This window comes from Aeromicrobium sp. (assembly GCF_014378035.1).
In the GTDB taxonomy this organism is placed as follows: Bacteria; Actinomycetota; Actinomycetes; order Propionibacteriales; family Nocardioidaceae; genus Aeromicrobium.
In genome coordinates, this window is record NZ_JACMOM010000187.1 from 1 (window position 1) to 22,093 (window position 22,093).

Consider the following 22,093-nt stretch of genomic DNA (forward strand, 5'->3'; position numbering starts at 1 on the left):
AGAGTTCACGGGAACGAAGTTGGCGCTGCTGTTCTGGTCGATCAAGATCCCGTAGATGGTCAGCAGGAGATATACCGCTGCACCGCCGAGGAGGTACGGGACGACCTGCCGCACCTGACGCGCAGCCGCGAGCCCGGCGACTCCGAAGAGCAGGTGCACGATGTTGTGCAGGATCGACACCTGGAACAGTCCCAGCAGCTTGGCTCCGCTGTCGTGGCTGGCGAACGTCAAAGTGTCGTAGTTGGTCGTGATGCCGGGGACAAACCCCAAGATGCCCACGAGGAGGAATGTCCCTCCAACGGCTGTAGCAACCGCTTTGACGGACTTCTCGACTGAACGATCAGTGTGGGGGGTTCTGTCGGTAGCCATGAGTCCTTCTCCTTTGGTTGTCGTTCTGTCTGGAGCGGTTTTACCCCTCCCCGGTCGTCTTAATCTCAGCCGATGCGTGGCGTGGTTGAGTCGTACAGCCCGATCAATTCGGCGTTTGACCGCTGCCCGCGGTCCTCTCCGCTCATCTACATGTCGGACGCCAGAAGGGAGCGCTGTGACCAGACAACCGAAGCGGTGCCGCTGAAGCTGTCCCAGGACGGACCTGTCCCCCACACCCGGACTGACGCTCTCTCCTGGGACAGTCACAAGGCTGCCGTCCGAGAGCACGCGCGCAGCGTCAGTGACTTGTGAGGCCGCCGGTCAGTCGTCCGTGGCGCTCGGCACTGGGGGCGTTCAGACCGATGATCTCCACCGTCTTGCCCTTGCGTTCGTACTTGGTTGTGATGGCGTCCAGCGACGCGACGGTGGATGCATCCCAGATGTGGGACTGGGTCAGGTCGATCACGACATGGTCGGGATCATCGGCGTAAGAGAACTGTGTGTACAGCTCGTTGCTGGAGGCGAAGAACAACTCACCGGTGACGGTGTAGACCGCCTGCGAGGTCCCGTCAGTGTTCTCCACGATGGCCCTGTGGGTCTCGGTCAAGTGCGCCACCCTGCGGGCGAACAGAGTCATGGCGACCAGGACGCCGGTGACGACGCCGATGGCGAGGTTGTGGGTCAGGACGGTGACGACCACGGTCGTGATCATGACGGTGCTCTCGCTCTTGGGCATCTTGCGCAAGGTGACGAGCCGGATCGAGTGCCAATCGAACGTGCCTACCGAGACCATCACCATCACGGCGACCAGTGCTGCCATCGGGATGAGTGCCACGACGTCTCCGAACCCGACGACCAGGATGAGCAGGAACACACCGGCGAGGAAGGTCGAGAGGCGGGTGCGGGCACCCGAAACCTTCACGTTGATCATGGTCTGGCCGATCATGGCGCAACCGCCCATGCCTCCGAAGAATCCGGTGATCATGTTCGCGGCGCCTTGGCCCCACGCTTCGTGGGTCTTGCTCGAGCCGGTGTCGGTGATGTCATCGACGAGCTTGGCGGTCAGCAGAGATTCGAGGATGCCAACCAGAGCCATCGCCAGGGCGTAGGGGGCGATGATCTTCAGGGTCGCGAGGTCGAACGGGACGTCCGGGAGAAACCAGGTCGGCAGGCTGACGGGCAGGGCGCCCTCGTCGCCGACGTTCGGCACGTTGATGGCTCTGACGACGGTGAACGCGGTCAACGCGACGATCGCCACCAGCGGCGCAGGGATGATCTTGTTGACGCGCGGGAACCCCACCATCACGGCGATGCCGGTCGCCACCATCGGGTAGACGGCCCAGGGGACGTCGATCATGTGGTCGATCTGGGCCTCGAAGATGAGGATGGCCAAAGCGTTCACGAACCCGACCATCACTGAGCGTGGGATGAAGCGCATGAGCTTGGCGACTCCGGCGACGGCGAGGATCACCTGGATGAAGCCACCGAGCAGGACGGTCGCGATGAGGAAGTCGTACCCGTAGTCATGCATGACCGGCGCGATGACCAGGGCGACGGCGCCGGTGGCCGCGGAGATCATGGCGGGGCGGCCACCGAGGAACGAGATGGCCACCGCCATCGTGAACGACGCGGACAGGCCGACGCGAGGGTCCACGCCGGCGATGATGGAGAACGAGATCGCTTCGGGAATGAGGGCGAGCGCGACGACGAGGCCAGCAAGGGCCTCGGTGCGCAACATCGTGGGTGAGCGCAGGGCATGGCGAACAGTGGGTTCGAGCGCCGCGGATTCGTGGCGCTTGTCGGGCGCAGCGGCTGTCAAAGGGGTGCTCCGTTCGGGGAATGCCTGGCCGAGGACGGCTGCGTGAGCAGGCGTGCGGCCTGGGCAGAGAGGATGGGACGGTTGCGGCCTGTGGGCACGCGAACCGGCAAGATTGCCGGCGGAAGTCTGTGATCAACTCTACCCTCACGTGAGAGTAGGGTTGGAAACGGTTCGAGTGAGAGAGGTCACGATGGTCAGCGAAGCAGCACCGACTGAGCCTCCGGCCACGGGCGCGATGCATATCGGCGAGGTCGGAGCACGAACCGACCTGTCGCTTCGCAGCCTTCGCCACTGGGAGGAAGTCGGTCTCCTTGAGCCGTCCGGTCGTACTGATGGTGGGTTCCGGCTCTACACCGAGGACGACGTCGAGAAGATCCTGCTCATCCGGCGCATGAAGCCGCTCGGATTCAGCTTGGATGAGATGAAGGCCACGATGGCGAACTTGGAGACGCTGCGCGATCCGGCCGCTCTCGCGTCAGCTCGCAAGCGGGCCGTGGCCGAGCTGGCAGACGTGAAGGATGACGCCGGTCAGCGTCGCGAAAAGCTTGTACGTCAGCTCGGGATGGCTGATGAGTTCATCGGTCTTCTTGTCCGGGAAGTGACTCAACCTGAGCAGGAGAGCGCCGTGAGGCAGGCAGCCAGCCTGGCCGAACGGCACTGAGCGCTACCGCCGCGACCCGTGTCGCCGCGCGAGCAGCCAGGCAGCGAGCGCGCCGGCAACGGCGCCGAACAGGTGACCCTGCCACGAGACACCGGGCCGCCCCGGCAGTACGCCCCACAGGACGCCGCCGTACGTCAGAAGGACGACGACACCGAGCGCGATCTGCCTGAGACTTCGGGTGAAGATGCCCCGCACGATCAGGTAGGCCAGCCAACCGAAGACGACACCTGACGCACCGATGTGGTTCGTGCCGGAGCCGGCGAACAGCCAGACGCCTGCTCCGCCCACCACCCACACGATCGCGGTGACGCGCACCCAGGTACGGGCGCCGGACAACGCCACGAGGAAGCCCAGGACGAGCAACGGCACGGTGTTGGCGATGAGGTGTCCCCAGCCGCCGTGCAGCAACGGCGCGAACACGATCCCGTCGATGCCGCCCACGCTGCGGGGGTGCACGCCGTACCGGTCGAGGCGGCCGGACAACGTCGTGTCGATCATCTCGATGACGTACAGCACCGCGACGAACCCGCCGGCGAGCGCTCCTGCGCGTGCCGGTACCGACATCAGTCTGGATTTGGTGCCCTGCGTGCTCATGAGCCGATCGTATGCGCTCACGTGAACTGCGGGGTTCAGCCGATCTCGCGAGAGCCGGCAGCTCCTAGGCCGTGAGCGTGGGCCTTCCGGTCTCGACGCGGCCGGTGAGCCGGCGACGGAAGGAGTCGTCGTCAGGTGAGGTGATCTGGATGTCGTGCCATCCTCTGTCGGTCGGCCAGGGCAGGTCCTCACGGCCACCGGGACGCAGCCGGACCAGCCGCCGCTGGCCGGAGTAGTCCCCCGGCTCCAGCAGCAGGCTGACGGCGTGCCGGGAGCCGTTGACCAGCTCGAGCGCGAGCCCAGAACGCCAAGGCCTCGCGGAGGCGCGGACGTCGACACCGGCCGCCCGACCGGCGAGCGAGCCGGCCAGCTCGCACCAGAATCCGTTGGGTCCTTGCACGGCCAGGTCCCAGCGACCGTCGAGTGGTTCGACGCGCAACTGCTCACGGCCCCGCTCGACCGGCACGAAGACCGGATCTGCCGGGCCACCGGTGTACGGGTAGACGGTGAACGAGAGGGCCTGCCGCCCGCCGTTGGCCAGCACCAACGCCAGCTGCCCGCGCTCGACCGAGGCTGAGACGGACGGCTGGTAGGGCAGCGGCCGAGCCGGCCGACGTCCTCGCTCCTGTGTCGGCACGTCCTGATCGGCGGGGGGTTCCGGCCGCCATCGGTCGATGGCCTTGGGCACGGGACCCGGCAGGGTCACCTCGGGCCGACGGGCGTGGCCGTCCCAGTCGAAGGCGGTGGTCAGGTCTGAGCAGATTCGTCGGCGCCACTGGGAGATGTTGGGCTCGGCGACCCCCGTCACTGCCTCAAGGAAGCGGATCGTTGAGGTGTGGTCGGCCACGGATGAGTCGACGAACCCGCCCACCGTCCAGGGCGACACGATCGTCATCGGCACCCGGGGGCCGAGACCGACCGGCCTGCCGTCGTACCAGTCGTCGTCGTTGCCCGAGGCAGGCCGCGGCGCCACCGGTGGGGGCACGTGGTCGAAGAAGCCGTCGTTCTCGTCGAAGTTGAGCAGCACCGCACTGCTCGCCCAGGTCTCGCGGTCAGAGGCGACCACGTCGAGCAGGTCGTAGATCAGGTTGGCGCTCCCTACCGGCGTCGACACGCTGGGGTGTTCGGACAGGGCTGCTGGCGGCACCAGCCACGTCACGGTCGGCAGGGTGTCGGCCTTGACGTCGGCCCCGAACCGCTCGAGCATCGTGCCCGGCCGGCTGCGGTACATCGCCTTGTCGAAGAGGCCCCGCTCCGGGGGGCTCAGCTTCGCCCGGCCCGTCTCGAGCTGCGCGAGGAGGGCGTCCTGCTCGGCGGAGGACTTGCCGTGCAGCGAGTCGTAGAACTCCTCGGTGGTCCGGTAGGTGCCGGTCACGTGCGCGAGCATCTTGGTGCCGATCCGTTTGAACGGCGTGAAGTACTCGACGGCGTTGTCGGTGAAGTTGTCCCACTCCTGATAGATCTGCCAGCTCACACCCGCTGCCTCGAGACGCTCGGGATACGTCGTCCATGAGTAGCCGGCGTGATCGTAGGAGTACGCCGCATTGCTCACGGCACGCTTGACGCTGTCAGGCTCGTGGCCAGTCGTGCCGGTCCAGAAGTAGTTGCGGTTCGGGTTGGTGGAGCCGAACACCGAGCAGTGGTAGGCATCCAGGGTGGTGAAGGTCTCGGAGAGCTCGTACTGCAGCGGCACATCAGCGCGGTCGTAGTAGGTCATCGACGCCTTGCCCTTGGCCGGCACCCACCGGTCCCACCACCCCTTCGACCAGGCGTCGGTCGCGTCGGTGAAGCCGTGCGGCAGGGCGTCGAGGTACTGGATGTCACCGACGGGCCGGCCTGCCGCGACTGCCGCCTCCCGCAGCGAGAACGGCAGCACGTGAGCGACCCCCTCCCCTGTTCCGGCCGCCACCTTCTGGGCCAGCACGCTCGAGCCGTCACGCTGCCGCAGCAGGTGTCGGTCGCCGTACCCCCGCACGCCGCGCAGACGTCCGTAGTAGTGGTCGAAGGAGCGGTTCTCCTGCATCAGGAGGATGACGTGCTCGACGGCGCGCAGACCGCCGCGGCGCGGACTGGCGGCCATCGCCTGGTGCACCGAGGCGGGCAACAGGGAGCCGGCCGCGAGCACCGCCCCTCCGGCCTTGAGCACCTGGCGACGACTGGGACCCGAGAGCTGTGTCATGTCCCTCACCCGATCAGAGCGGCATGGCCAGCGGGTGAACTCCGGATGTCGTCTCGCCTCACAGAGACCCGGAGGGGGTCACTGGGTGTCGGCGAGGGCGTGGGCCCGGGTCAGGTGCCGACGTAGGCCGCGAGGTACTCGCCGGTGAGCGTGGAACGGGCCGCGACGAGGTCGGCGGGAGTGCCCTCGAAGATGACCTGGCCACCGTCGTGACCAGCGCCGGGGCCGAGGTCGATGATCCAGTCGGCGCGCGCCATGACAGCTTGGTGGTGGGCGATGACGATGACCGACTTGCCGGAGTCGACGAGCCTGTCGAGCAGCCCGAGCAGCTGCTCGACATCGGCCAGGTGGAGACCCGTCGTTGGCTCGTCGAGGACGTACACGTCGCCCTTGTCCCCCATGCGGATGGCGAGCTTGAGCCGCTGCCGCTCGCCACCGGACAGTGTCGTGAGTGGCTGACCGAGGCTGAGATAGCCGAGCCCGACGTCGCTCAGCCGTTGCAGGATCCGGTGCGCGGCTGGGTTCTCGCCCTCGCCGGAAGCGAAGAACTCGGTCGCGTCAGCCACTCGCATCGCGAGCACCTCGCTGATGTTCTTGCCCCCGAACGTGTGCTCGAGCACCTCGGCCTGAAAACGCTTGCCGTCACACACCTCGCAGGGGGCAGCGACACCCGCCATCATTGCCAGGTCCGTGTAGATGACGCCGGTGCCGTTGCAGTTCGGGCAAGCGCCGTCGGAGTTGGCGCTGAACAGCGCAGGCTTCACGCCGTTGGCCTTTGCGAACGCCTTGCGAATCGGCTCGAGCAGCCCGGTGTACGTTGCCGGGTTGCTGCGGCGAGAGCCCTTGATCGCCGTCTGGTCGACCGACACCACTCCGTCTCTGCTGGCCACCGAGCCGTGGATCAGCGAGCTCTTGCCCGACCCGGCGACGCCAGTGACGACGACAAGGATGCCAAGCGGGATGTCGACGTCGACATCTCGGAGGTTGTGCGTGTCGGCCTTTCGCACCTGCATCACCTCCGTCGAGGTCCGGAGATCTGCCTTGAGGGTCGCCCGGTCGTCGAGATGGCGACCGGTGATGGTGTCGCTGCCCCGCAGACCGTCGACGGTGCCCTCGAACATCACCTCGCCGCCCTCGCTGCCGGCCTTGGGGCCGAGGTCGACGACGTGGTCGGCGATCGCGATGGTCTCCGGCTTGTGCTCGACGACCAGCACCGTGTTGCCCTTGTCGCGCAGCTGCAGCAGCAGGTCGTTCATCCGCTGGATGTCATGGGGGTGCAGGCCGATGGTGGGTTCGTCGAAGACGTAGGTGACGTCGGTGAGCGAGGACCCGAGGTGGCGGATCATCTTGACGCGCTGCGACTCGCCGCCCGACAACGTTCCCGCCGGCCGGTCGAGAGAGAGGTAGCCCAGCCCGATGCCCACGAACGAGTCGAGAGCGTGCCGCAAGGTGCCCAGCAGCGGCCCGACCGATGGCTCATCCAGGTCACGAACCCACACGGCGAGGTCGCTGATCTGCATGGCGCAGACGTCGGCGATGTTCTTGCCCCTGATCTTCGACGATCGAGCACCCTCGCTGAGGCGGGTGCCGCTGCACTCCGGGCACGTGGCGAAGGTGACGGCGCGCTCGACGAAGGCACGGATGTGCGGCTGCATCGCCTCGACGTCCTTGGAGAGCATCGACTTCTGGATTCTCGGGATGAGGCCCTCGTAGGTGAGGTTGATGCCATCGACCTTGATCTTGGTCGGCTCTCGGTGAAGAAGGTCGTTCAGCTCCTTCTTCGTGAACGTGCCGATCGCCTTGTCCGGGTCGAAGAACCCGCTGCCCTTGAAGATCCGGCCGTACCAACCATCCATGCTGTAGCCGGGGATGGTGAGCGCACCCTCGTTGAGCGACAAGGTGTCGTCGTACAGCGCGGTGAGGTCGATGTCGGTGACGGCGCCCCGGCCCTCGCAGCGCGGGCACATGCCGCCGGTGATGCTGAAGCTGCGTCGCTCCTTGACGGTGGCGCCGCCTCGCTTGATGGTGACTGCTCCCGCGCCCGAGATGGAGGCGACGTTGAAGGAGAATGCCTGGGGTGAGCCGACGTGCGGCTTCCCGAGCCGGCTGAACAGGATGCGCAGCATGGCGTAGGCGTCGGTGGCGGTACCGACGGTCGAGCGGGGGTTGGCGCCCATGGGTTCCTGGTCGACGATGATCGCGGTCGTCAGCCCCTCGAGCACGTCGACCTCGGGTCGTGCCAGCGTCGGCATGAACCCCTGCACGAAGGCGCTGTAGGTCTCATTGATCATCCGCTGCGACTCCGCGGCGATGGTGCCGAACACCAGCGAGCTCTTGCCCGAGCCGGAGACGCCTGTGAACACCGTCAGTCGGCGCTTCGGGATCTCGACGCTGACGTCCTTGAGGTTGTTGACGCGTGCGCCATGGACGCGGATCAGGTCGTGGTCGTCGGCAGCGTGCTGCGCAGGCCGTTTCGTGGCTGTCTTCTTGACACCGGTCATCGAGCTTCAGCTGATCTCGTTGACGCGGAGCAGCAGCACGAGGTCGAGCAGTGTCGTGCCGCGGCAGGTGTGCTGGTCACGAGCGAGATCTTGCCACGTCACGCCGGGGGCGCCCAGCGCCATCGGACGGCCAGCGCCGCCGGGCCGCAGGAATTGCGGAGACAGAAGGCCTCAGACGCTCTTTGCACTGAACGCGCCACCGTCGCCGAACATCATCGCCGCGAACCGTTCGCCGATGCGACGGTGCGTTGCGGCGTCCGGGTGGAGCTGGTCGGGCAGCGGCAGCTCAGCGAAGTCCTTCTCTCCGTAGAGCCTGCGACCGTCGAGATAGTGCAGGTTCAGGTCATCGACCGCTCGTTGTGCCGCGATGCGGGAAAGTTCCTCCCGGATGATGGAGAGGGTCAGACGGGTGCCGTCCGAGGGGTCACCCGTGGCCCTGAACTGCACCTTCCCAGCAACGAGATTGGTCAGATCGGGGGCCGAGGGGCCGGGGACGTTCTCGTGGATGGGACACAGCACTGGCGAGACGACCAGCAGCGGCGTGGCGGGGTGACGATCGCGGATCGTGTCAAGGAAGCCGTGCACCGCAGGGCCGAAGGCGCGCAGCCGCATCAGATCGGTATTGACCAGGTTGATGCCGATCTTGACGCTGATCATCGTGGCGGGGGTGTCCCGCATCGCTCGGGCGACGAACGGATCGAGCAGGGCGCTGCCGCCGAAGCCCAGATTGATCAGGTCCACGTCACCTCGGGAGGCAGCCAGCGCCGGCCATGTCGTGGTGGGGCTCTCCGCGTCTGAGCCGTGGCTGATCGAGCTGCCGTGATGCAGCCACACGCCACGCCCGCGGTCAGACGCGGGCTCGACAGGGGCGTTGGTGCGCAGCGTGACGAGCTCGGTGACCTCCCTGAATGTCAACCAGATCTCGACATCCTTCAGGTCGGCGGACAGGTCGGCGAAACGGACTGTGCTGACGTCGCCGGGCCGGGTGACCGTGGACCCGGTGGACATGTCCACGGTCAGGACGTTGCCGCCTGGCGCGATCGCCCGGCCAGTGAGACGGCCGTCGACCAGCAGGTCGTACACGCCGTCCGGGCGGGGAGGTGCGCCCACGTAGGCAATCTTGGTGGGAAGCACGTCGAGCTCCATGGTGGTGGCCCTCGTACGGAAGACCAGCCGTACGCCGGAGGGTTGTGCCTCCGCCATGGCCAGCTGTCCATCGGGAATCTGCTGGCGCGCCCACGCTGGGAGTCGATGCGGCAGGACACCGTGCTCGGTGTGTTGTAGGTCGAGGGCGCCCCGCAGGATGTCTGTCGTGATGGGCGTGGTGATCCAGTCGGCCGGGACGGGCTGGGAGTTCATGCCCTCACTGTGCCAACTGCTCCTACTGTGCCAACTACCCCCACTGTCCCAACTATCCCCACTGTGCCAACAGAGTGCTGGGGGGGAGAAGCCGGGAACACCCTTCATCAGCGGTGAAGGCGATGACCATCTCGGTCAAGGACGTGGTGTGGCCACGCTGGGATCAGAGACTCTCCGCCCAGCCACCGATGTGGGCCGCACCTCGATCACTGTCGACCGAACGCCGCCTGCCCACGGGTGGAGGTGCGTGTCGCCCAGGACCTTGTTGATGGTCGCGCGGTCCTCGACCTCCCTGGCGCTTCCCTTGGCCGTGACGTTCCAGCCCGTGCGGGAGGCGACCTCGTAGTGATCGACGCCGAAGGCCACATCGTCGTGCCCGCGAGACAACTCGGACAAGAGTCCGGTGTACACGGTCCGGAAGTAGATGAGGCCATCAAGCACGATGAAATTCACGGGGATCAACTGTTGGCCGTCGGCATTGACGAACGCGATACGTCCGACTGCCGTGGTGCTGAGAAGCTCGAGACACTCCGCTTCGGCCATCTCCGTCAGGGTGCCGGCCAGACCATTCTTCGTCTCGGTCATGTGGATCCTTCCATTCCCGCCATGCTTCTGAGGCCTCGCGGTTCCTGCGAAGCCTGCCCGGCCACCATGAGCGTGTCGTGGTGGCTGGACCGGCCGCCTGCCCTCATCGTGACGATGTTGCGTCGGCGCGGCCACCGCCGTTGGTCCCGAATCGGGAGGACTTCGGGGGCGCTCGCGTTCGGGTCGCCTACGCGCGGGATCCCGCTGGCTCGACGTAGGCGAGTGTCAGTGACGTGAGCTCGCCGATGAACCGCTCGCGCGAGATCGGCGGCTCCTCCAGGACGTGCTGGACTGTGAGGTGATCAACCAGTCGGAACGCTCCGCGACTCGCGGGTTGTTCAACGGCGCACTGCTCGCCAACGACATCGTCAGTGCGCAAGCACGGCTTCACCTCGCTCGTTTCGCCCGGGTCAGGAGGACGTTCGCCCGAGCGAGGCTGCTCAGCATGCCGCGACCCTTCCTTGGACGCCAAGGGATGCGAGACCTCGACCTTCCGGTGCGACTCCCGTGGGCCACTGCGGCGATCATCCCGGTCAACCTCTGGCATCATCACCCGATCGGCCGGACTGCGTGGGGAGAACGGAGGCTGCAGGACCCGGCTGTGCGTCAGCGGCGTGCCCTGACGACGCGGTACGTCGGAGATAATGAGCCGGACGTGGCGACGTTGTCGATCCCGTTCGGCGCGGGTCGATCAGACGTAGACTCCCCGCATGACGACAGATCAAGGGATCCACGAGCACATCACCGCGTTGGTCGCCGAAGAGAAGATCCTGCGTGAGCAGCTGGGCAAGCACGAGGTCTCCCAGGGCGAGGAGCAGGCGCGACTGAAGCAGATCGAGATCGAGCTCGACCAGGCATGGGACCTGCTCCGTCAGCGCAAGGCGCTGCGAGAGACCGGGGGCTCCCCTGACAACGCCTCCGAGCGCACCGGCGACGTCGTGGAGAAGTACCTCAACTGACCGCGGCCTGTCAGGTGATGGGCTCTGCCGCCAGGGCGTTGCGCAGGTGCGCAGCGAGGACGTCGAGCACCGCCCGGGCCTCCCGCGGGTTGCCGTCGAGGAAGTAGTGGTCGCGCCCTTGAACCACCCGGTGCTCGACGAGCAGCCCCGCGTCGGCGAGGCGTGCGGCGTAAGCATCGCCCTCGGCACGTAGGGCATCGTGCTCGGCCGTGACGACGACCGTGGGCGGCAGCCCGGTGACATGGTCGACGAACAACGGTGAGGCGTAGGGCTCCGTACGTCGCGACGCATCTTTGAAGTAGGTCGCACGCACCAGCCTGAGGAGGCCTGGTCCGATCATCGGGTCGGCCACGGTCGACGGCTTGGAGTGGATGTCCCCCGCGACGTCGAGCGACGGCACGCCGAGCAGCTGCAGGCGAGGTTTCGGGGTGCTCCGGTCTCGGATCTGCAGACAGGCAGATGCGGCAAGGTTGCCCCCGGCGCTGAAGCCCCCGATCGCGAGACGCTCGGGGTCGAGGCCCCACTCCCCTGCGTTCTCGGCAAGCCAGGCGTACACGTCGTGCGACTGCTCCTGAGCGACGGGATAGCGCACCTGGGGGGCGACGTCATAGTCGACGTTCACCACAGCGACGCCCGCCTCGGCCACCACGAAACGGCAGAAGAAGTCGTCCATCTTCGGGAAGCGCATCACGAATCCGCCACCGTGCAGGTGCACATAGACGGGTGGTCGCTCAACACCGGGTGGCAGGTAGAGGTCGACCCGCACCCGTCCGTGGCGGGTCGGGACCCGCCGCTTGAGTGGTGCCGGCAGGTCTGCGCCGCTGAAGACCAGGCCGTCTCCATGTCGTGCGGTGCGCTTGGCGGCAGCCTGCATCATGAGTGCGGTCACGTCCGATGTCAGTCCCATGTCCGTGCTTCGACACCACCGGCCCCGATGTTGGGTGCGGGTGCAAGATGGACGCCATGCAGATCACTCGCTTCGGACACGCAGCCGTCCTCGTGGAGGCGGCCGACACCCGTGTCCTGATTGATCCGGGCATGTTCAGCCTCTCCGAGGTCTTCGAGCTGGAAGACCTCGACGCCATCGTGGTGACGCACCAGCATCCCGACCACATCGATGGCCAGCGCGCTCCGGCCCTGCTCGAGCGCAACCCCGGCGCCGTCCTGATCTCCGACCCGCACAGTGCGACATCGCTGGGGTTCGGTGACTGGCAGCCCAACGCCGATGGGCTCGACACCCACATCAAGGGTGTGACGGTCTGCGGTGTCGGGGCCGAGCACGCGGTGATCCTGCCGATGATCCCCCGCGTGGCCAACATCGGCGTGTTGCTCGCTGCAGAGGGCGAGCCGACGTTGTTTCACCCCGGCGACTCCTACGAGCACGCGCCTCCTGGCGTCGACATCCTGGCGCTCCCTGTCTCCGCGCCGTGGGCCAAGGTCAGCGAGACGATTGACTTCATCACCCGCGTCGCGCCGAAGACGCTGTTCCCCATCCACGACTGCACGATCTCCGAGGTCGGATACGGCGTCTACTGGCAGCAGATCGTCGGCTTCGGTGGCGTGGACGACAGCCGCCGACTTGGTCAGGCTGACTCGATCGTCGTCTGACATTCCGGTGTTGACCTCCCTCCATCCCAACTGGACAATTGAGTTATCTCACAACAGAGATAAGGTGGAACACATGACTGTGCGCGATGACTACCTGAGCCGGATCGGTGCCCTCATCAGGGACGCCCGACACCACAGCGGACTCACCCAGGCCGAGCTGGCCCTCGAGCTCAAGACCAGCCAGAGCGCGGTCAATCGCATCGAGAAGGGCCAGCAGAACCTCACTCTCGACATGCTTGCCCGCATCGGCAGCGCTCTGGACTCCGAGCTCGTGACGGTCGGCACCTCCGGCCCCAGCCACCTTCGCGTTGCCGGCGGAACCACGCTCTCCGGTGCCATTGACGTCAAGTCGAGCAAGAACGCGGGCGTCGGCCTGCTCTGCGCCTGTCTCCTCAACGCCGGCACCACCGTGCTCCGCAAGGTTGCGCGCATCGAAGAGGTCAACCGTCTGCTGGAGGTGCTGACGTCGATCGGCGTCAAGGCCACCTGGCTCAACGACCAGAACGACCTCGAGCTGATAGTGCCGGCGACCCTCGACCTCGCCGCGATGGACGCCGATGCAGCCCGTCGCACGCGCAGCATCATCATGTTCCTCGGCCCGCTGATGCACCGCTACGACGACTTCGAGCTGCCGTATGCGGGCGGCTGCGACCTCGGCACGCGCACCGTGGAGCCGCACATGACTGCTTTGCGCCCCTTCGGTCTGAAGGTCGTGGCAACAGATGGCAGCTATCACGCAACCCACGCCGCGGGCGTCGGGCCGGAGCGGCCGATCGTGCTCACCGAGCGCGGGGACACCGTCACGGAGAACGCGCTGCTCGCTGCCGCCCGCTACGACGGCGTCACCACGATCCGCAACGCCAGCCCCAACTACATGGTGCAGGACCTGTGCTTCTTCCTCGTCAAGCTGGGAGTCGGCATCGAGGGCATCGGCACGACGACGTTGCGCATCACCGGCAAGCCGGTCATCAACTGCGATGTCGACTACGCGCCGAGCGAAGACCCCATCGAGGCCATGAGCCTCATCGCTGCCGCGATTGTCACCAAGTCAAGCATCACGGTCCGCCGGGTGCCGATCGAGTTCATGGAGATCGAGCTCGCCCTGCTGGAGGAGATGGGATTCCAGTACGACCGGACCGAGGAATATCCGGCAGAGAACGGCGCCACCCGTCTGGTCGACATCACGACGCACCCTTCGGCCTTGCACGCCCCGATCGACAAGATCCACCCCATGCCCTTCCCGGGCCTGAACATCGACAACCTGCCGTTCTTCGCCGTCATCGCCGCGACGGCCGAGGGTCAGACGATGCTGCACGACTGGGTGTACGAGAACCGGGCCATCTACCTGACCGAGCTCAACAAGCTCGGGGCACAGGTCAAGCTGCTCGATCCGCACCGGGTGCTCATCGAGGGACCGACCCACTGGAGCGGTGCCGAGCTGATCTGCCCTCCGGCGCTGCGTCCCGCCGTCGTGATCCTGCTAGCCATGCTCGCCGCGAAGGGCACTTCCGTGCTGCGCAGCGTGTACGTCATCAATCGCGGCTACGAAGACCTCGCCGAGCGCCTCAACGCCCTCGGTGCGCAGATCGAGACGTTCCGCGACATCTGAGCCTCGGGACGGGGGTTCTCGCTGAGCCAGTGAGGGCATAGCGTGATCGTGTGTCCGGCTTCCTCGACTCCCCCACACCACTCGCCTTCGCGCACCGGGGTGGTGCCATGACCACGGAGAACGTCGGCATCGAGAACTCGCTCGCCGCGTTCGCGCACGCCTACCGGCTGGGTTACCGGTACTTCGAGACTGACGTCAGGTGCTCGGCAGACGGGGTTGTCTACGCCGTGCACGACAAGGCTCTCGATCGACTGACCGGCAGCCCCGACCTCGTCGGGTCGATGGGCGCCGAGCAGCTCGACCTGCAGCGCCTCGACCAGCGCGAGCCGTTGACCCGACTGGGCGCCATCTACGACGCCTTTCCCGAGGCCAGGCTCAACATCGACGTGAAGTCCGACGAGACGCTCGAGGCGACCTGTGCGGTCGTCGAGGCACATGACGCTGTGCAGCGCACCTGCCTCGCCTCGTTCTCTCATCGACGGCTCCGCCGCCTCCGACGCAGGCTCCCGGGGGTCGCGACGTCCGCGTCCATGGTGGAGGTCATCGTCTTCATGATGCTGCCGACCTTCGCACTCAAGATGCTCCGACGCTCACAGCCGGTGTGCCTCCAGGTGCCTCCCAGGAGCAGAGGGGTCAGGGTCGTCACCCGACGCTTCATCGACCGGGCGCACGCGCTCGGCCTGCAGGTGCACGTCTGGACCATCGACGACGCTCTTCAGATCAACCGGCTCCTCGACCTCGGCGTCGACGGCATCATCACCGACCGGACCGACGTCCTCAAGGACGTCCTGATCGCCCGAGGCATCTGGAGGGACCACGCATGAGCGTCAAGGCCAACCCGGAGCAGAAGGCGTGGTTCTTCTACGACTGGGCGAACTCCGCCTACATCACGACGATCGGCACCGTCCTGTTCGCTCCGTACCTCACGAGCGTCGCCGAGAGGGCCGCCTGCGGGTTCGTCGGCGACGAGGACCGCAAGTGCACCGAGAACCTCTCGGTTCTGGGGCTGTCGGTCTCGGCGGGCTCGTTGGTCTTCTACGTCGTGACGATCTCGACCGTCCTGTCGGCGTTCATCCTGCCCATCGTCGGGGCGATCGCGGACCGGTCAGAGTCCAAACGCACCATGATGGCTCGCCTCGCCTGGGGCGGAGCGGCCGTTGCGGCCCTGATGTTCTTCGTCACCGGCTCCAACTGGCAGCTCGGCGCCGGTCTGCTGCTCGTGGCGAACATCTTTTACGCCTCCTCGATCGTGGTGTACGACGCGATCCTCATCGAGGTTGCCGGGCCCGACGAACGAGATCGCATCTCATCGCAGGGCTGGGCATTCGGCTACCTCGGCGGCGGGTTGCTGCTGGCCATCAACCTGGCACTCGTCACAGTGCTCCCGTTCGGTCTCTCAACGGAGATGGCGGTGCGCATCAGCCTGCTCTCGGCGGCGGTGTGGTGGGCCTACTTCACCTTCATCCCCTACCGCGGCATCAAGGACAGGGCGCCGCGCGGGGCCGTGCCGGTCGAAGGAACAACGCTGCTGCAGCGCAGCTTCGGGCAGCTGTTCCGCACGCTCCGCGAGCTCCGCAACTATCCGCAGACGCTGCTCTTCCTTGCCGCCTACCTGCTCTACAACGACGGCATCCAGACGGTGATCTACTCGGCGTCCGTCTACGGCGACAAAGAGCTCGGGTTCGGCACCAGCGTCCTGATCGCCATCATCCTGATCGTCCAGTTCGTGGCCTTCGCCGGTGCGCTGATCTTCGGCCGGCTCGCGGCGCGGATCGGGAGCCACCGCACCATCATGGGCGGACTCGTCGTCTGGGTGTTCGTGGTGTGCGCCGGCTACTTCCTGCCGGAGAAGCAGATCGTGCCTTTCTTGTTGCTCGCGGTGGCCATCGGTCTCGTTCTCGGTGGAACGCAGGCACTGTCGAGGTCGTTCTTCTCCCAGCTCATCCCGCGCGGCCGGGAGGCGGAGTACTTCAGCCTCTACCAGGCGTGCGAGCGGGGGACGAGCTGGCTCGGCACCCTGGTCTTCGGTGTCGTCCACCAGCTCACCAACTCCTACCGACCCGCCATCCTCGCGCTGATCCTGTTCTTCGTGGTGGGTGGCGGACTGCTCTACAGGCTCGACCCGCGCAAGGGAATCATCGAGGCCGGCAACGAGGTTCCCGCGATCGTGTGACGCATGGGACCTTCGCGTGACCCACTGGTCAGAACCACTTACCGTTCAGGGGAATCTCACGTGGGTCCGATACGTTAAAGTTGGTACGGCAACGAGAGGGGACTCACATGGCTGAACGTGCATTGCGAGGCGCGCGACTCGGAACACAGAGCTTCGAGGACGAGCGTGGCGTGGAGATGGCTCCCCGTCAACAGGTCGAGTACGTGTGCCCCGATGGGCACTCGTTCTCGGTCACCATGGCGGACGAGGCAGAGATTCCGTTCGAATGGGAAGACCCCAAGACAGGCCAGATCGGCCGCCAGCTCAATGGCGTCAAGCCAGAGGGCAAGGCTGAAAAGCCAGTGCGCACACACTGGGACATGTTGCTGGAGCGTCGTTCGGTCGACGAGCTGGAAGAGATCCTCACCGAGCGGCTCGACCTGCTCCGTCGTGGAGAGATCGGCCCGCCGCACCTGCACCGCGCCAGCAAGAAGAAGAAGAGCGCTTAAATCACCGGGGTGGCCGTCACGCACTGCTGCCCCACACCGAAAGACCCCGGCCCCGGCCGGGGTCTTGGTGTTTCACCCTCATACCGAGGTGGAGTGCGGTGTCCGATCTCGGCGCAGCGACCGTGGGACGAGCCGTGCAAGGCCCCACACCGTGACCCGCCACAAGGCCTCACGCACGATCGCGCCGCTCATCTTGGACTCCCCGCGCTCGCGCTCGACGAACGTGATCGGCACTTCGACGATCGACATGCCCTCGGCCAAGACGCGCCTGGCCATGTCGATCTGGAAGCAGTAGCCCTGCGAGGCGACCTCGTCGAGCGGGAGTCGCTCGAGGGTTGCCCGTCGGAAGGCGCGGTAACCGCCCGTGGCGTCGCGCACGTGGATTCCCAGCATGATTCGGGCGTAGAGGGTTCCCCCGCGCGAGATCATGCGTCGGTGCCACGGCCAGTTGACGACTCCGCCGCCGGGCACCCAGCGTGAGCCGAGCACGAGGTCGGCGCCTGCGGCACTGGTGCTGAGGAGTCGTTCGAGCTCCTCGGGCAGATGCGAGCCGTCGGCATCCATCTCGACCAGCACGTCGTAGCCACGGTCGAGGCCCCAGGCGAATCCGGCCCGATACGCCGAACCGAGGCCCTGCTTGGACTCGCGATGCAGAACGTGGACCCGCGGGTCCACGGCAAGACGGTCGGCGATGTCACCGGTGCCGTCAGGCGAGCCGTCGTCTGCAACCAGGATGTCGACGCCGGGCTGGCAGGTGTGGACCCGGTTCACGATGAGCTCGAGATTGGCCGACTCGTTGAACGTCGGGATGATGACAAGCGTCCGCACGATGCCTCACCCCTTCTTGCGTCGTGTACCGAGGAACCATGCTCCCAGACCCAGGGTCAGGAGCAGATACTGCAGCGGTTCTGCCAGATGCTGCGCAGGTGTCGTGCCCGAGGCGAGCGTCACCTTGGCACTGAGTGTCGCAGGCTGGTGCAGGGGTGCCCGCTGCACAGGGTTGCCTTCGGGATCGACAACTCCGCTGATGCCGTTGGTCGACGGCACGAGCACCCATCTCCCGGTCTCGATGGCGCGCAGCCGCGAGATGTCCCACTGCTGCTCGGGCTGGGACGTGCCGGTGAAGCTGGCGTTGCTGGTCTGTACCACCAGTACCTGCGCCCCAGCGTTCACCGCCTCGTGGATGGCGCCGTCGTCGGCGATGTCCCAGCAGATGGCGTCGCCCACCACCGTGTCACCGATCGTCAGTGCTCCGGGCTTCTTGCCGGGCAGCATGTCCCGCGGGATGTCGCGAGACAGGCGAGGCACGACCGACCCCAGCAGCTTGCGAAAGGGGACGTACTCGCCGTAGGCGACCACGTTGCGCTTGACGTAGCGGTCGCCCGGCCCGTTGGCGTCCCACACGACGCCGGCGTTGTAGGACGTGTCGACGGTGGGTCCGTCAAAGATCCCGCCGACCAGGATGGGCGCCTCCAGCCTGGACGAGAGGCCTTGGATGCGGGCGCGCACGTAGGCGTCGTGATACGGGTCGATGTCGGTCGAGTTCTCCGGCCACAGGACCATGTCGGGACGTGGCACTTTGCCCGCCTCGATGCGCGCTGCCAGCTTGTCAGTCTCGGCGGCGTGCAGATCGAAGATCTCGCCGCGGGGCCAGGTCAGGAAGACGCCCGGGACGTCGCCCTGGACGAGCGCCACCTGCCGTGTGCCGTCGGCCCCGGCGATGCCAGTGGGCAGGATGATGGCGAGGAGAGTGAGGCCGACAATGCCGAGCGCGGCGAGGCCGCGCTGACGCCATGCGGGGCCGGTGACGGCGAGAAGGAGAAGTGCCGCAACGACGAACATCACGGCGCTCGTGCCGGAGGTGCCGAGCAGCCGGGCATAGGACGAGAACGGTGTGTCGATCGACGTGTGCGCGAGTCGGCCCCAGGGGAAGCCCCCGAACGGCACCGACCCACGGACGTACTCGCCGAGCACCCACACGGCCGCACCCCACAACGGCCATGCCCGGAGGCGCACCGCCGCCCGCATCGCGAGCATGAGCGGTGCGTAGAAGGCCGCCTCGACCGGCACGAGACCGATGTAGGCACCGAGGCTCACCGCCTTCATCCAGAAGATCAGCGGCAACATGAAGCCGAGCCCGTAGGAGAACCCGACGAGGGCGACGGTGCGCTTGCGCGCGGCGTCGAGTCGCTTCGCGAGCCAGACAAGCCCGGCCACGGCGACGACCATCGCGTACGGCAGCGCAACCGGCTCGAAGGCGAGCGACGAGAGGACGCCCAGCCCCGCGGCGAGCGGAAGGGCGAACCGCCTGCTGATCAACACTCCCCCCGTCGCCACACGCATGCGCGTCCGCAGGGTCTCGGTCACAGCTCGACGAGCCCTCGTGGCGTGTTGTTGAGAACCTCGAGACCGTCAGCCGTGCAGACCACGATGTCCTCGATGCGGGCGCCGAATCGGCCCTCGGTGTAGATGCCGGGCTCGATCGAGAAGGCCATGCCTTCCTCGAGCACCAGGTCGTTGCCCTTGACGATATAGGGATCTTCGTGGGTCTCCTGGCCGATGCCGTGCCCGGTTCGGTGGATGAAGAGCTCGCCGAATCCCGCCTCGTCGATGATCGCACGGCCAACGGCGTCGACCGACTCAGCGGTGACCCCCGGCCGGGCGTGATCGCGCTGGGCCTGCTGGGCGGCCTCGAGCACGGCGTATGCGTCGAGGTAGTCACTCGGCACGGTGCCGCCGGCGAGGTAGTTGCGCGTCGAGTCCGAGCAGTAGCCCAGCGCTGTGGTGCCGCCGATGTCGACGACCACGGGGTCGCCCGGCTCGATGACCCGGTCGGACACCTCGTGATGCGGCGAGGCGCCGTTCGGCCCGGAGCCGACGATGACGAAGTCGACGGTCACGTGGCCCTCGTCGATGATGGCGCGCGCGATGTCGGCGCCGACCTCACGCTCGGTGCGCCCGGGGCGGAGCCACTCCCCCATGCGACGGTGCACACGGTCGATCGCGAGACCGGCGTCGCGCAGTGCGGCCACCTCGTCGTCGTCCTTGCGGATGCGGAGCTGCTGCACGAGGGGACCGGCGAGCACCTGCTGCGCCGTGGGGAGAGCATCGCGCAGCGAGAAGACCCGGGTGGCCCACATGTGGTCGTCCAGACCGACCATGGCAACGTCGCCCACGAGCGACGCGACGAGGGCAAACGGATCGTCTGCCTCCTTCCAGGAGGCGATCTCGATGTCGACGCCTGATGCCACGGCGGCCGCCCTTTCGAGCGCAGGAACAACGAGGGTGGGCTCGCCGCGCGCCGGCAGCACCAGGCACGTCAACCGTTCGAGCGGTAGCGCGGTGTAGCCGGTGAGGTATCGAAGGTCGGCCCCCGGGGTGATGAGGAGGGTGTCGATGCCCTCGGATGCGGCCAGTTGCTGTGCCTTGCGCCATCTGCTCACGTGACGACGATACCTGCGTGAAGGTGATGCCCGTTCATGTGCAGGATGCAACCAACCGTGACAGACCGCCGGAGCAGCCCTAGGTTTGTCCCACTCTGTCAACAACGAGGATCGGGGGATCCCACATGCGCAAGACTCTGACATCCGTGGCTGCCGTTGTCGTGGCAGCTGGTCTCGTGACCGCCACGCCGGCGGTGGCGAGGGACAAGAAGCCGCAACAGGTCGACACCAGCAATCTCACCAAGGCCGTCACGGTCAACGGCATCCTGCAGCATGAGCGGCAGCTGCAGGTCATCGCCAACCGCAACGAGGGCACGCGTGCCTCGGGCCTTCCGGGTCACACCGAGTCGGCCGACTACGTCGCGAAGATGATGCGCAAGGCTGGCTACACGGTCAAGCGCCAGACCTTCACGTTCCCCTTCTCGCGCGAGCTTGCGCCCGCGACTCTCGCCGAGGTCACGCCCAACGCACGGGACATCGAGACAGCGACGATGGACTATTCCGCCTCCGGTGACGTCACCGGGGTGGTCGTGCCCACCAATGATGTCGTGGTCCCCCCATCGTCGGAGCCGGGCAGCACCTCCGGGTGTGAGGCGTCCGACTTCCCGGCCGCTCCGACCGGCCCGGCGATCGCGCTGATCCAGCGCGGTACCTGCAGCTTCGAGGCCAAGGCCACCAATGCGGTCGCCGCCGGTTACGACGCCGTCATCGAGTTCAACGAGGGCCAACCGGGTCGCGATGAGCTGCTGACGGGCACGCTCGGGAACCCCGCCACAGTCCCGGTCGTCGGCATCTCGTACGCCGACGGTGCCGCACTCGTCGCGGGGGCGAAGACCGCACCCGTCACCGCCCGCGTGACGACCTCCACCGAGGTCGACCTCAACCGCCAGACGGAGAACGTCATCGCCGACCTGCCCTCGACGGGCAAGACGGTCAAGAACGCTGATCAGGTCGTCGTCGTCGGAGCCCACCTCGACAGCGTCGCCGCCGGACCTGGCATCAACGACAACGGTTCGGGCTCGGCGGCGATCCTGGAGACCGCGGAGCAGATGTCCCAGCTGAAGCTCACCAAGAAGCTCGAGCGGCCCGTGCGGTTCGCCTTCTGGGGTGCGGAGGAGGCCGGCCTGCTGGGCGCGACCCACTACGTTGGTGCTCTGTCAGACGCCAACCGGTCCAAGATCTATGCCAACCTCAACTTCGACATGCTGGGCTCGCCCAACTACGCCCGTCTCGTGTATGACGGTGACGGGTCCGATGGTGACGCGGGTCCTCCGGGTTCCGACGCGATCGAGAAGGTCTTCACCGACTACTTCGACAGCAAGCAGCTCGCGACCGAGCCGACCGCGTTCGACGGACGATCCGACTACGGACCGTTCATCGAGGCCGGGATCCCGGCCGGTGGGCTGTTCAGCGGTGCCGAGGAGATCAAGACGCCGGAGCAGGTCATCAAGTTCGGTGGCACGGCCGGTGTCCCGTTCGACTCCTGCTACCACCAGGCGTGCGACACCATCGACAACCTGAACGTCAAGGCTCTCGACGAGCTGGGCGACGGTGCGGCTCATGCCACGGCGGTGCTGACCCTCTCCAAGACCGGGTTGTTCCCCGATGGAAGCCGCAAGGCACTGCGCGAGGCGGCGGCATCGAACGCGCCCCCATCGGGGCACGCGGTCTTTCGCTGACTGATCTGCAGCATCCGGGCGCCATCACCCTTTGCGGTGGTGACGCCCGGTTGTCTGCCCGCAATGC

General features: G+C 66.7%; 20 protein-coding genes. 8 read left to right on the forward strand and 12 right to left on the reverse strand.

Annotation, left to right across the window (positions count from 1 at the left end):
* Nucleotides 1–369, reverse strand: a 369-nt coding sequence (locus H7290_RS09720; RefSeq protein WP_290513816.1) for a DUF4383 domain-containing protein, incomplete at its 3' end; no start/stop codon positions are given.
* A gap of 298 nt (nucleotides 370–667) precedes the next feature.
* Nucleotides 668–2,188 (reverse strand): SulP family inorganic anion transporter, encoded by a 1,521-nt coding sequence (locus tag H7290_RS09725; protein WP_290513817.1) that lies wholly within the window; start codon nucleotides 2,186–2,188, stop codon nucleotides 668–670.
* Between the two features lie 190 nt (nucleotides 2,189–2,378).
* Here H7290_RS09725 and H7290_RS09730 point away from each other — a divergent pair, with 190 nt between their 5' ends.
* Nucleotides 2,379–2,849 (forward strand): MerR family transcriptional regulator, encoded by a 471-nt coding sequence (locus tag H7290_RS09730; protein WP_290513818.1) that lies wholly within the window; start codon nucleotides 2,379–2,381, stop codon nucleotides 2,847–2,849.
* Nucleotides 2,850–2,852: 3 nt separating this feature from the next.
* Here the strand turns inward: H7290_RS09730 and H7290_RS09735 are convergent, their stop codons facing one another.
* The 6 genes from H7290_RS09735 to H7290_RS09760 form a co-directional block, all read right to left on the reverse strand.
* Complete coding sequence (locus tag H7290_RS09735; protein WP_290513819.1) at nucleotides 2,853–3,443, reverse strand: rhomboid family intramembrane serine protease; 591 nt, start codon at nucleotides 3,441–3,443, stop codon at nucleotides 2,853–2,855.
* A 64-nt stretch (nucleotides 3,444–3,507) separates the two neighbouring features.
* Complete coding sequence (locus H7290_RS09740) at nucleotides 3,508–5,622, reverse strand: phosphocholine-specific phospholipase C (protein WP_290513820.1); 2,115 nt, start codon at nucleotides 5,620–5,622, stop codon at nucleotides 3,508–3,510.
* 110 nt (nucleotides 5,623–5,732) lie between these two features.
* The gene (locus tag H7290_RS09745) at nucleotides 5,733–8,123 is read right to left on the reverse strand and encodes an excinuclease ABC subunit UvrA (RefSeq protein ID WP_290513821.1); all 2,391 of its coding nucleotides are present in this window, start codon (nucleotides 8,121–8,123) and stop codon (nucleotides 5,733–5,735) included.
* A gap of 171 nt (nucleotides 8,124–8,294) precedes the next feature.
* Nucleotides 8,295–9,482 (reverse strand): SGNH/GDSL hydrolase family protein, encoded by a 1,188-nt coding sequence (locus tag H7290_RS09750; RefSeq protein WP_290513822.1) that lies wholly within the window; start codon nucleotides 9,480–9,482, stop codon nucleotides 8,295–8,297.
* Nucleotides 9,483–9,617: 135 nt separating this feature from the next.
* Nucleotides 9,618–10,067, reverse strand: a complete 450-nt coding sequence (locus H7290_RS09755) for a pyridoxamine 5'-phosphate oxidase family protein (protein WP_290513823.1) — start codon at nucleotides 10,065–10,067, stop codon at nucleotides 9,618–9,620.
* A gap of 187 nt (nucleotides 10,068–10,254) precedes the next feature.
* A complete protein-coding gene (locus tag H7290_RS09760; RefSeq protein ID WP_290513824.1) occupies nucleotides 10,255–10,446 on the reverse strand; it encodes a hypothetical protein in 192 nt (63 codons plus the stop codon).
* 331 nt (nucleotides 10,447–10,777) lie between these two features.
* Between H7290_RS09760 and H7290_RS09765 the strand changes: the two genes are divergently transcribed.
* The gene (locus tag H7290_RS09765) at nucleotides 10,778–11,026 is read left to right on the forward strand and encodes a DUF2630 family protein (RefSeq protein WP_290513825.1); all 249 of its coding nucleotides are present in this window, start codon (nucleotides 10,778–10,780) and stop codon (nucleotides 11,024–11,026) included.
* Between the two features lie 10 nt (nucleotides 11,027–11,036).
* Here the strand turns inward: H7290_RS09765 and H7290_RS09770 are convergent, their stop codons facing one another.
* Nucleotides 11,037–11,933, reverse strand: coding sequence for an alpha/beta hydrolase (locus H7290_RS09770; RefSeq protein WP_290513826.1), 897 nt, complete (start codon nucleotides 11,931–11,933; stop codon nucleotides 11,037–11,039).
* Between the two features lie 56 nt (nucleotides 11,934–11,989).
* On the opposite strand from H7290_RS09770, the gene H7290_RS09775 reads away from it, so the two are divergent.
* The 5 genes from H7290_RS09775 (at nucleotide 11,990) to H7290_RS09795 (ending at nucleotide 16,904) form a co-directional block, all read left to right on the forward strand.
* Nucleotides 11,990–12,634, forward strand: coding sequence for an MBL fold metallo-hydrolase (locus H7290_RS09775; protein WP_290513827.1), 645 nt, complete (start codon nucleotides 11,990–11,992; stop codon nucleotides 12,632–12,634).
* 73 nt (nucleotides 12,635–12,707) lie between these two features.
* Nucleotides 12,708–14,243, forward strand: coding sequence for a UDP-N-acetylglucosamine 1-carboxyvinyltransferase (locus H7290_RS09780; RefSeq protein ID WP_290513828.1), 1,536 nt, complete (start codon nucleotides 12,708–12,710; stop codon nucleotides 14,241–14,243).
* Nucleotides 14,244–14,293: 50 nt separating this feature from the next.
* Nucleotides 14,294–15,067, forward strand: coding sequence for a glycerophosphodiester phosphodiesterase family protein (locus H7290_RS09785; RefSeq protein WP_290513829.1), 774 nt, complete (start codon nucleotides 14,294–14,296; stop codon nucleotides 15,065–15,067).
* The gene (locus tag H7290_RS09790; protein ID WP_290513830.1) at nucleotides 15,064–16,416 is read left to right on the forward strand and encodes an MFS transporter; all 1,353 of its coding nucleotides are present in this window, start codon (nucleotides 15,064–15,066) and stop codon (nucleotides 16,414–16,416) included. The genes H7290_RS09785 and H7290_RS09790 overlap by 4 nt, the downstream gene beginning before the upstream one ends.
* A 107-nt stretch (nucleotides 16,417–16,523) precedes the next feature.
* Nucleotides 16,524–16,904, forward strand: a complete 381-nt coding sequence (locus H7290_RS09795) for an RNA polymerase-binding protein RbpA (RefSeq protein ID WP_290513831.1) — start codon at nucleotides 16,524–16,526, stop codon at nucleotides 16,902–16,904.
* A 78-nt stretch (nucleotides 16,905–16,982) separates the two neighbouring features.
* Here the strand turns inward: H7290_RS09795 and H7290_RS09800 are convergent, their stop codons facing one another.
* From H7290_RS09800 to H7290_RS09810, 3 genes are read right to left on the reverse strand one after another with little or no spacing between them, the layout of a single operon-like run.
* Nucleotides 16,983–17,732 carry a polyprenol monophosphomannose synthase gene (locus tag H7290_RS09800; RefSeq protein WP_290513832.1) on the reverse strand — a complete coding sequence of 250 codons (750 nt, stop codon included), beginning with the start codon at nucleotides 17,730–17,732 and terminating at the stop codon, nucleotides 16,983–16,985.
* Nucleotides 17,733–17,738: 6 nt separating this feature from the next.
* A complete protein-coding gene (lnt, locus tag H7290_RS09805) occupies nucleotides 17,739–19,271 on the reverse strand; it encodes an apolipoprotein N-acyltransferase (protein WP_290513833.1) in 1,533 nt (510 codons plus the stop codon).
* Nucleotides 19,268–20,347, reverse strand: coding sequence for a Xaa-Pro peptidase family protein (locus H7290_RS09810; RefSeq protein ID WP_290513834.1), 1,080 nt, complete (start codon nucleotides 20,345–20,347; stop codon nucleotides 19,268–19,270). The genes lnt and H7290_RS09810 overlap by 4 nt, the downstream gene beginning before the upstream one ends.
* Nucleotides 20,348–20,472: 125 nt before the next feature.
* Here H7290_RS09810 and H7290_RS09815 point away from each other — a divergent pair, with 125 nt between their 5' ends.
* Nucleotides 20,473–22,026 (forward strand): M28 family peptidase, encoded by a 1,554-nt coding sequence (locus tag H7290_RS09815; RefSeq protein ID WP_290513835.1) that lies wholly within the window; start codon nucleotides 20,473–20,475, stop codon nucleotides 22,024–22,026.
* Nucleotides 22,027–22,093: the final 67 nt, after the last annotated feature.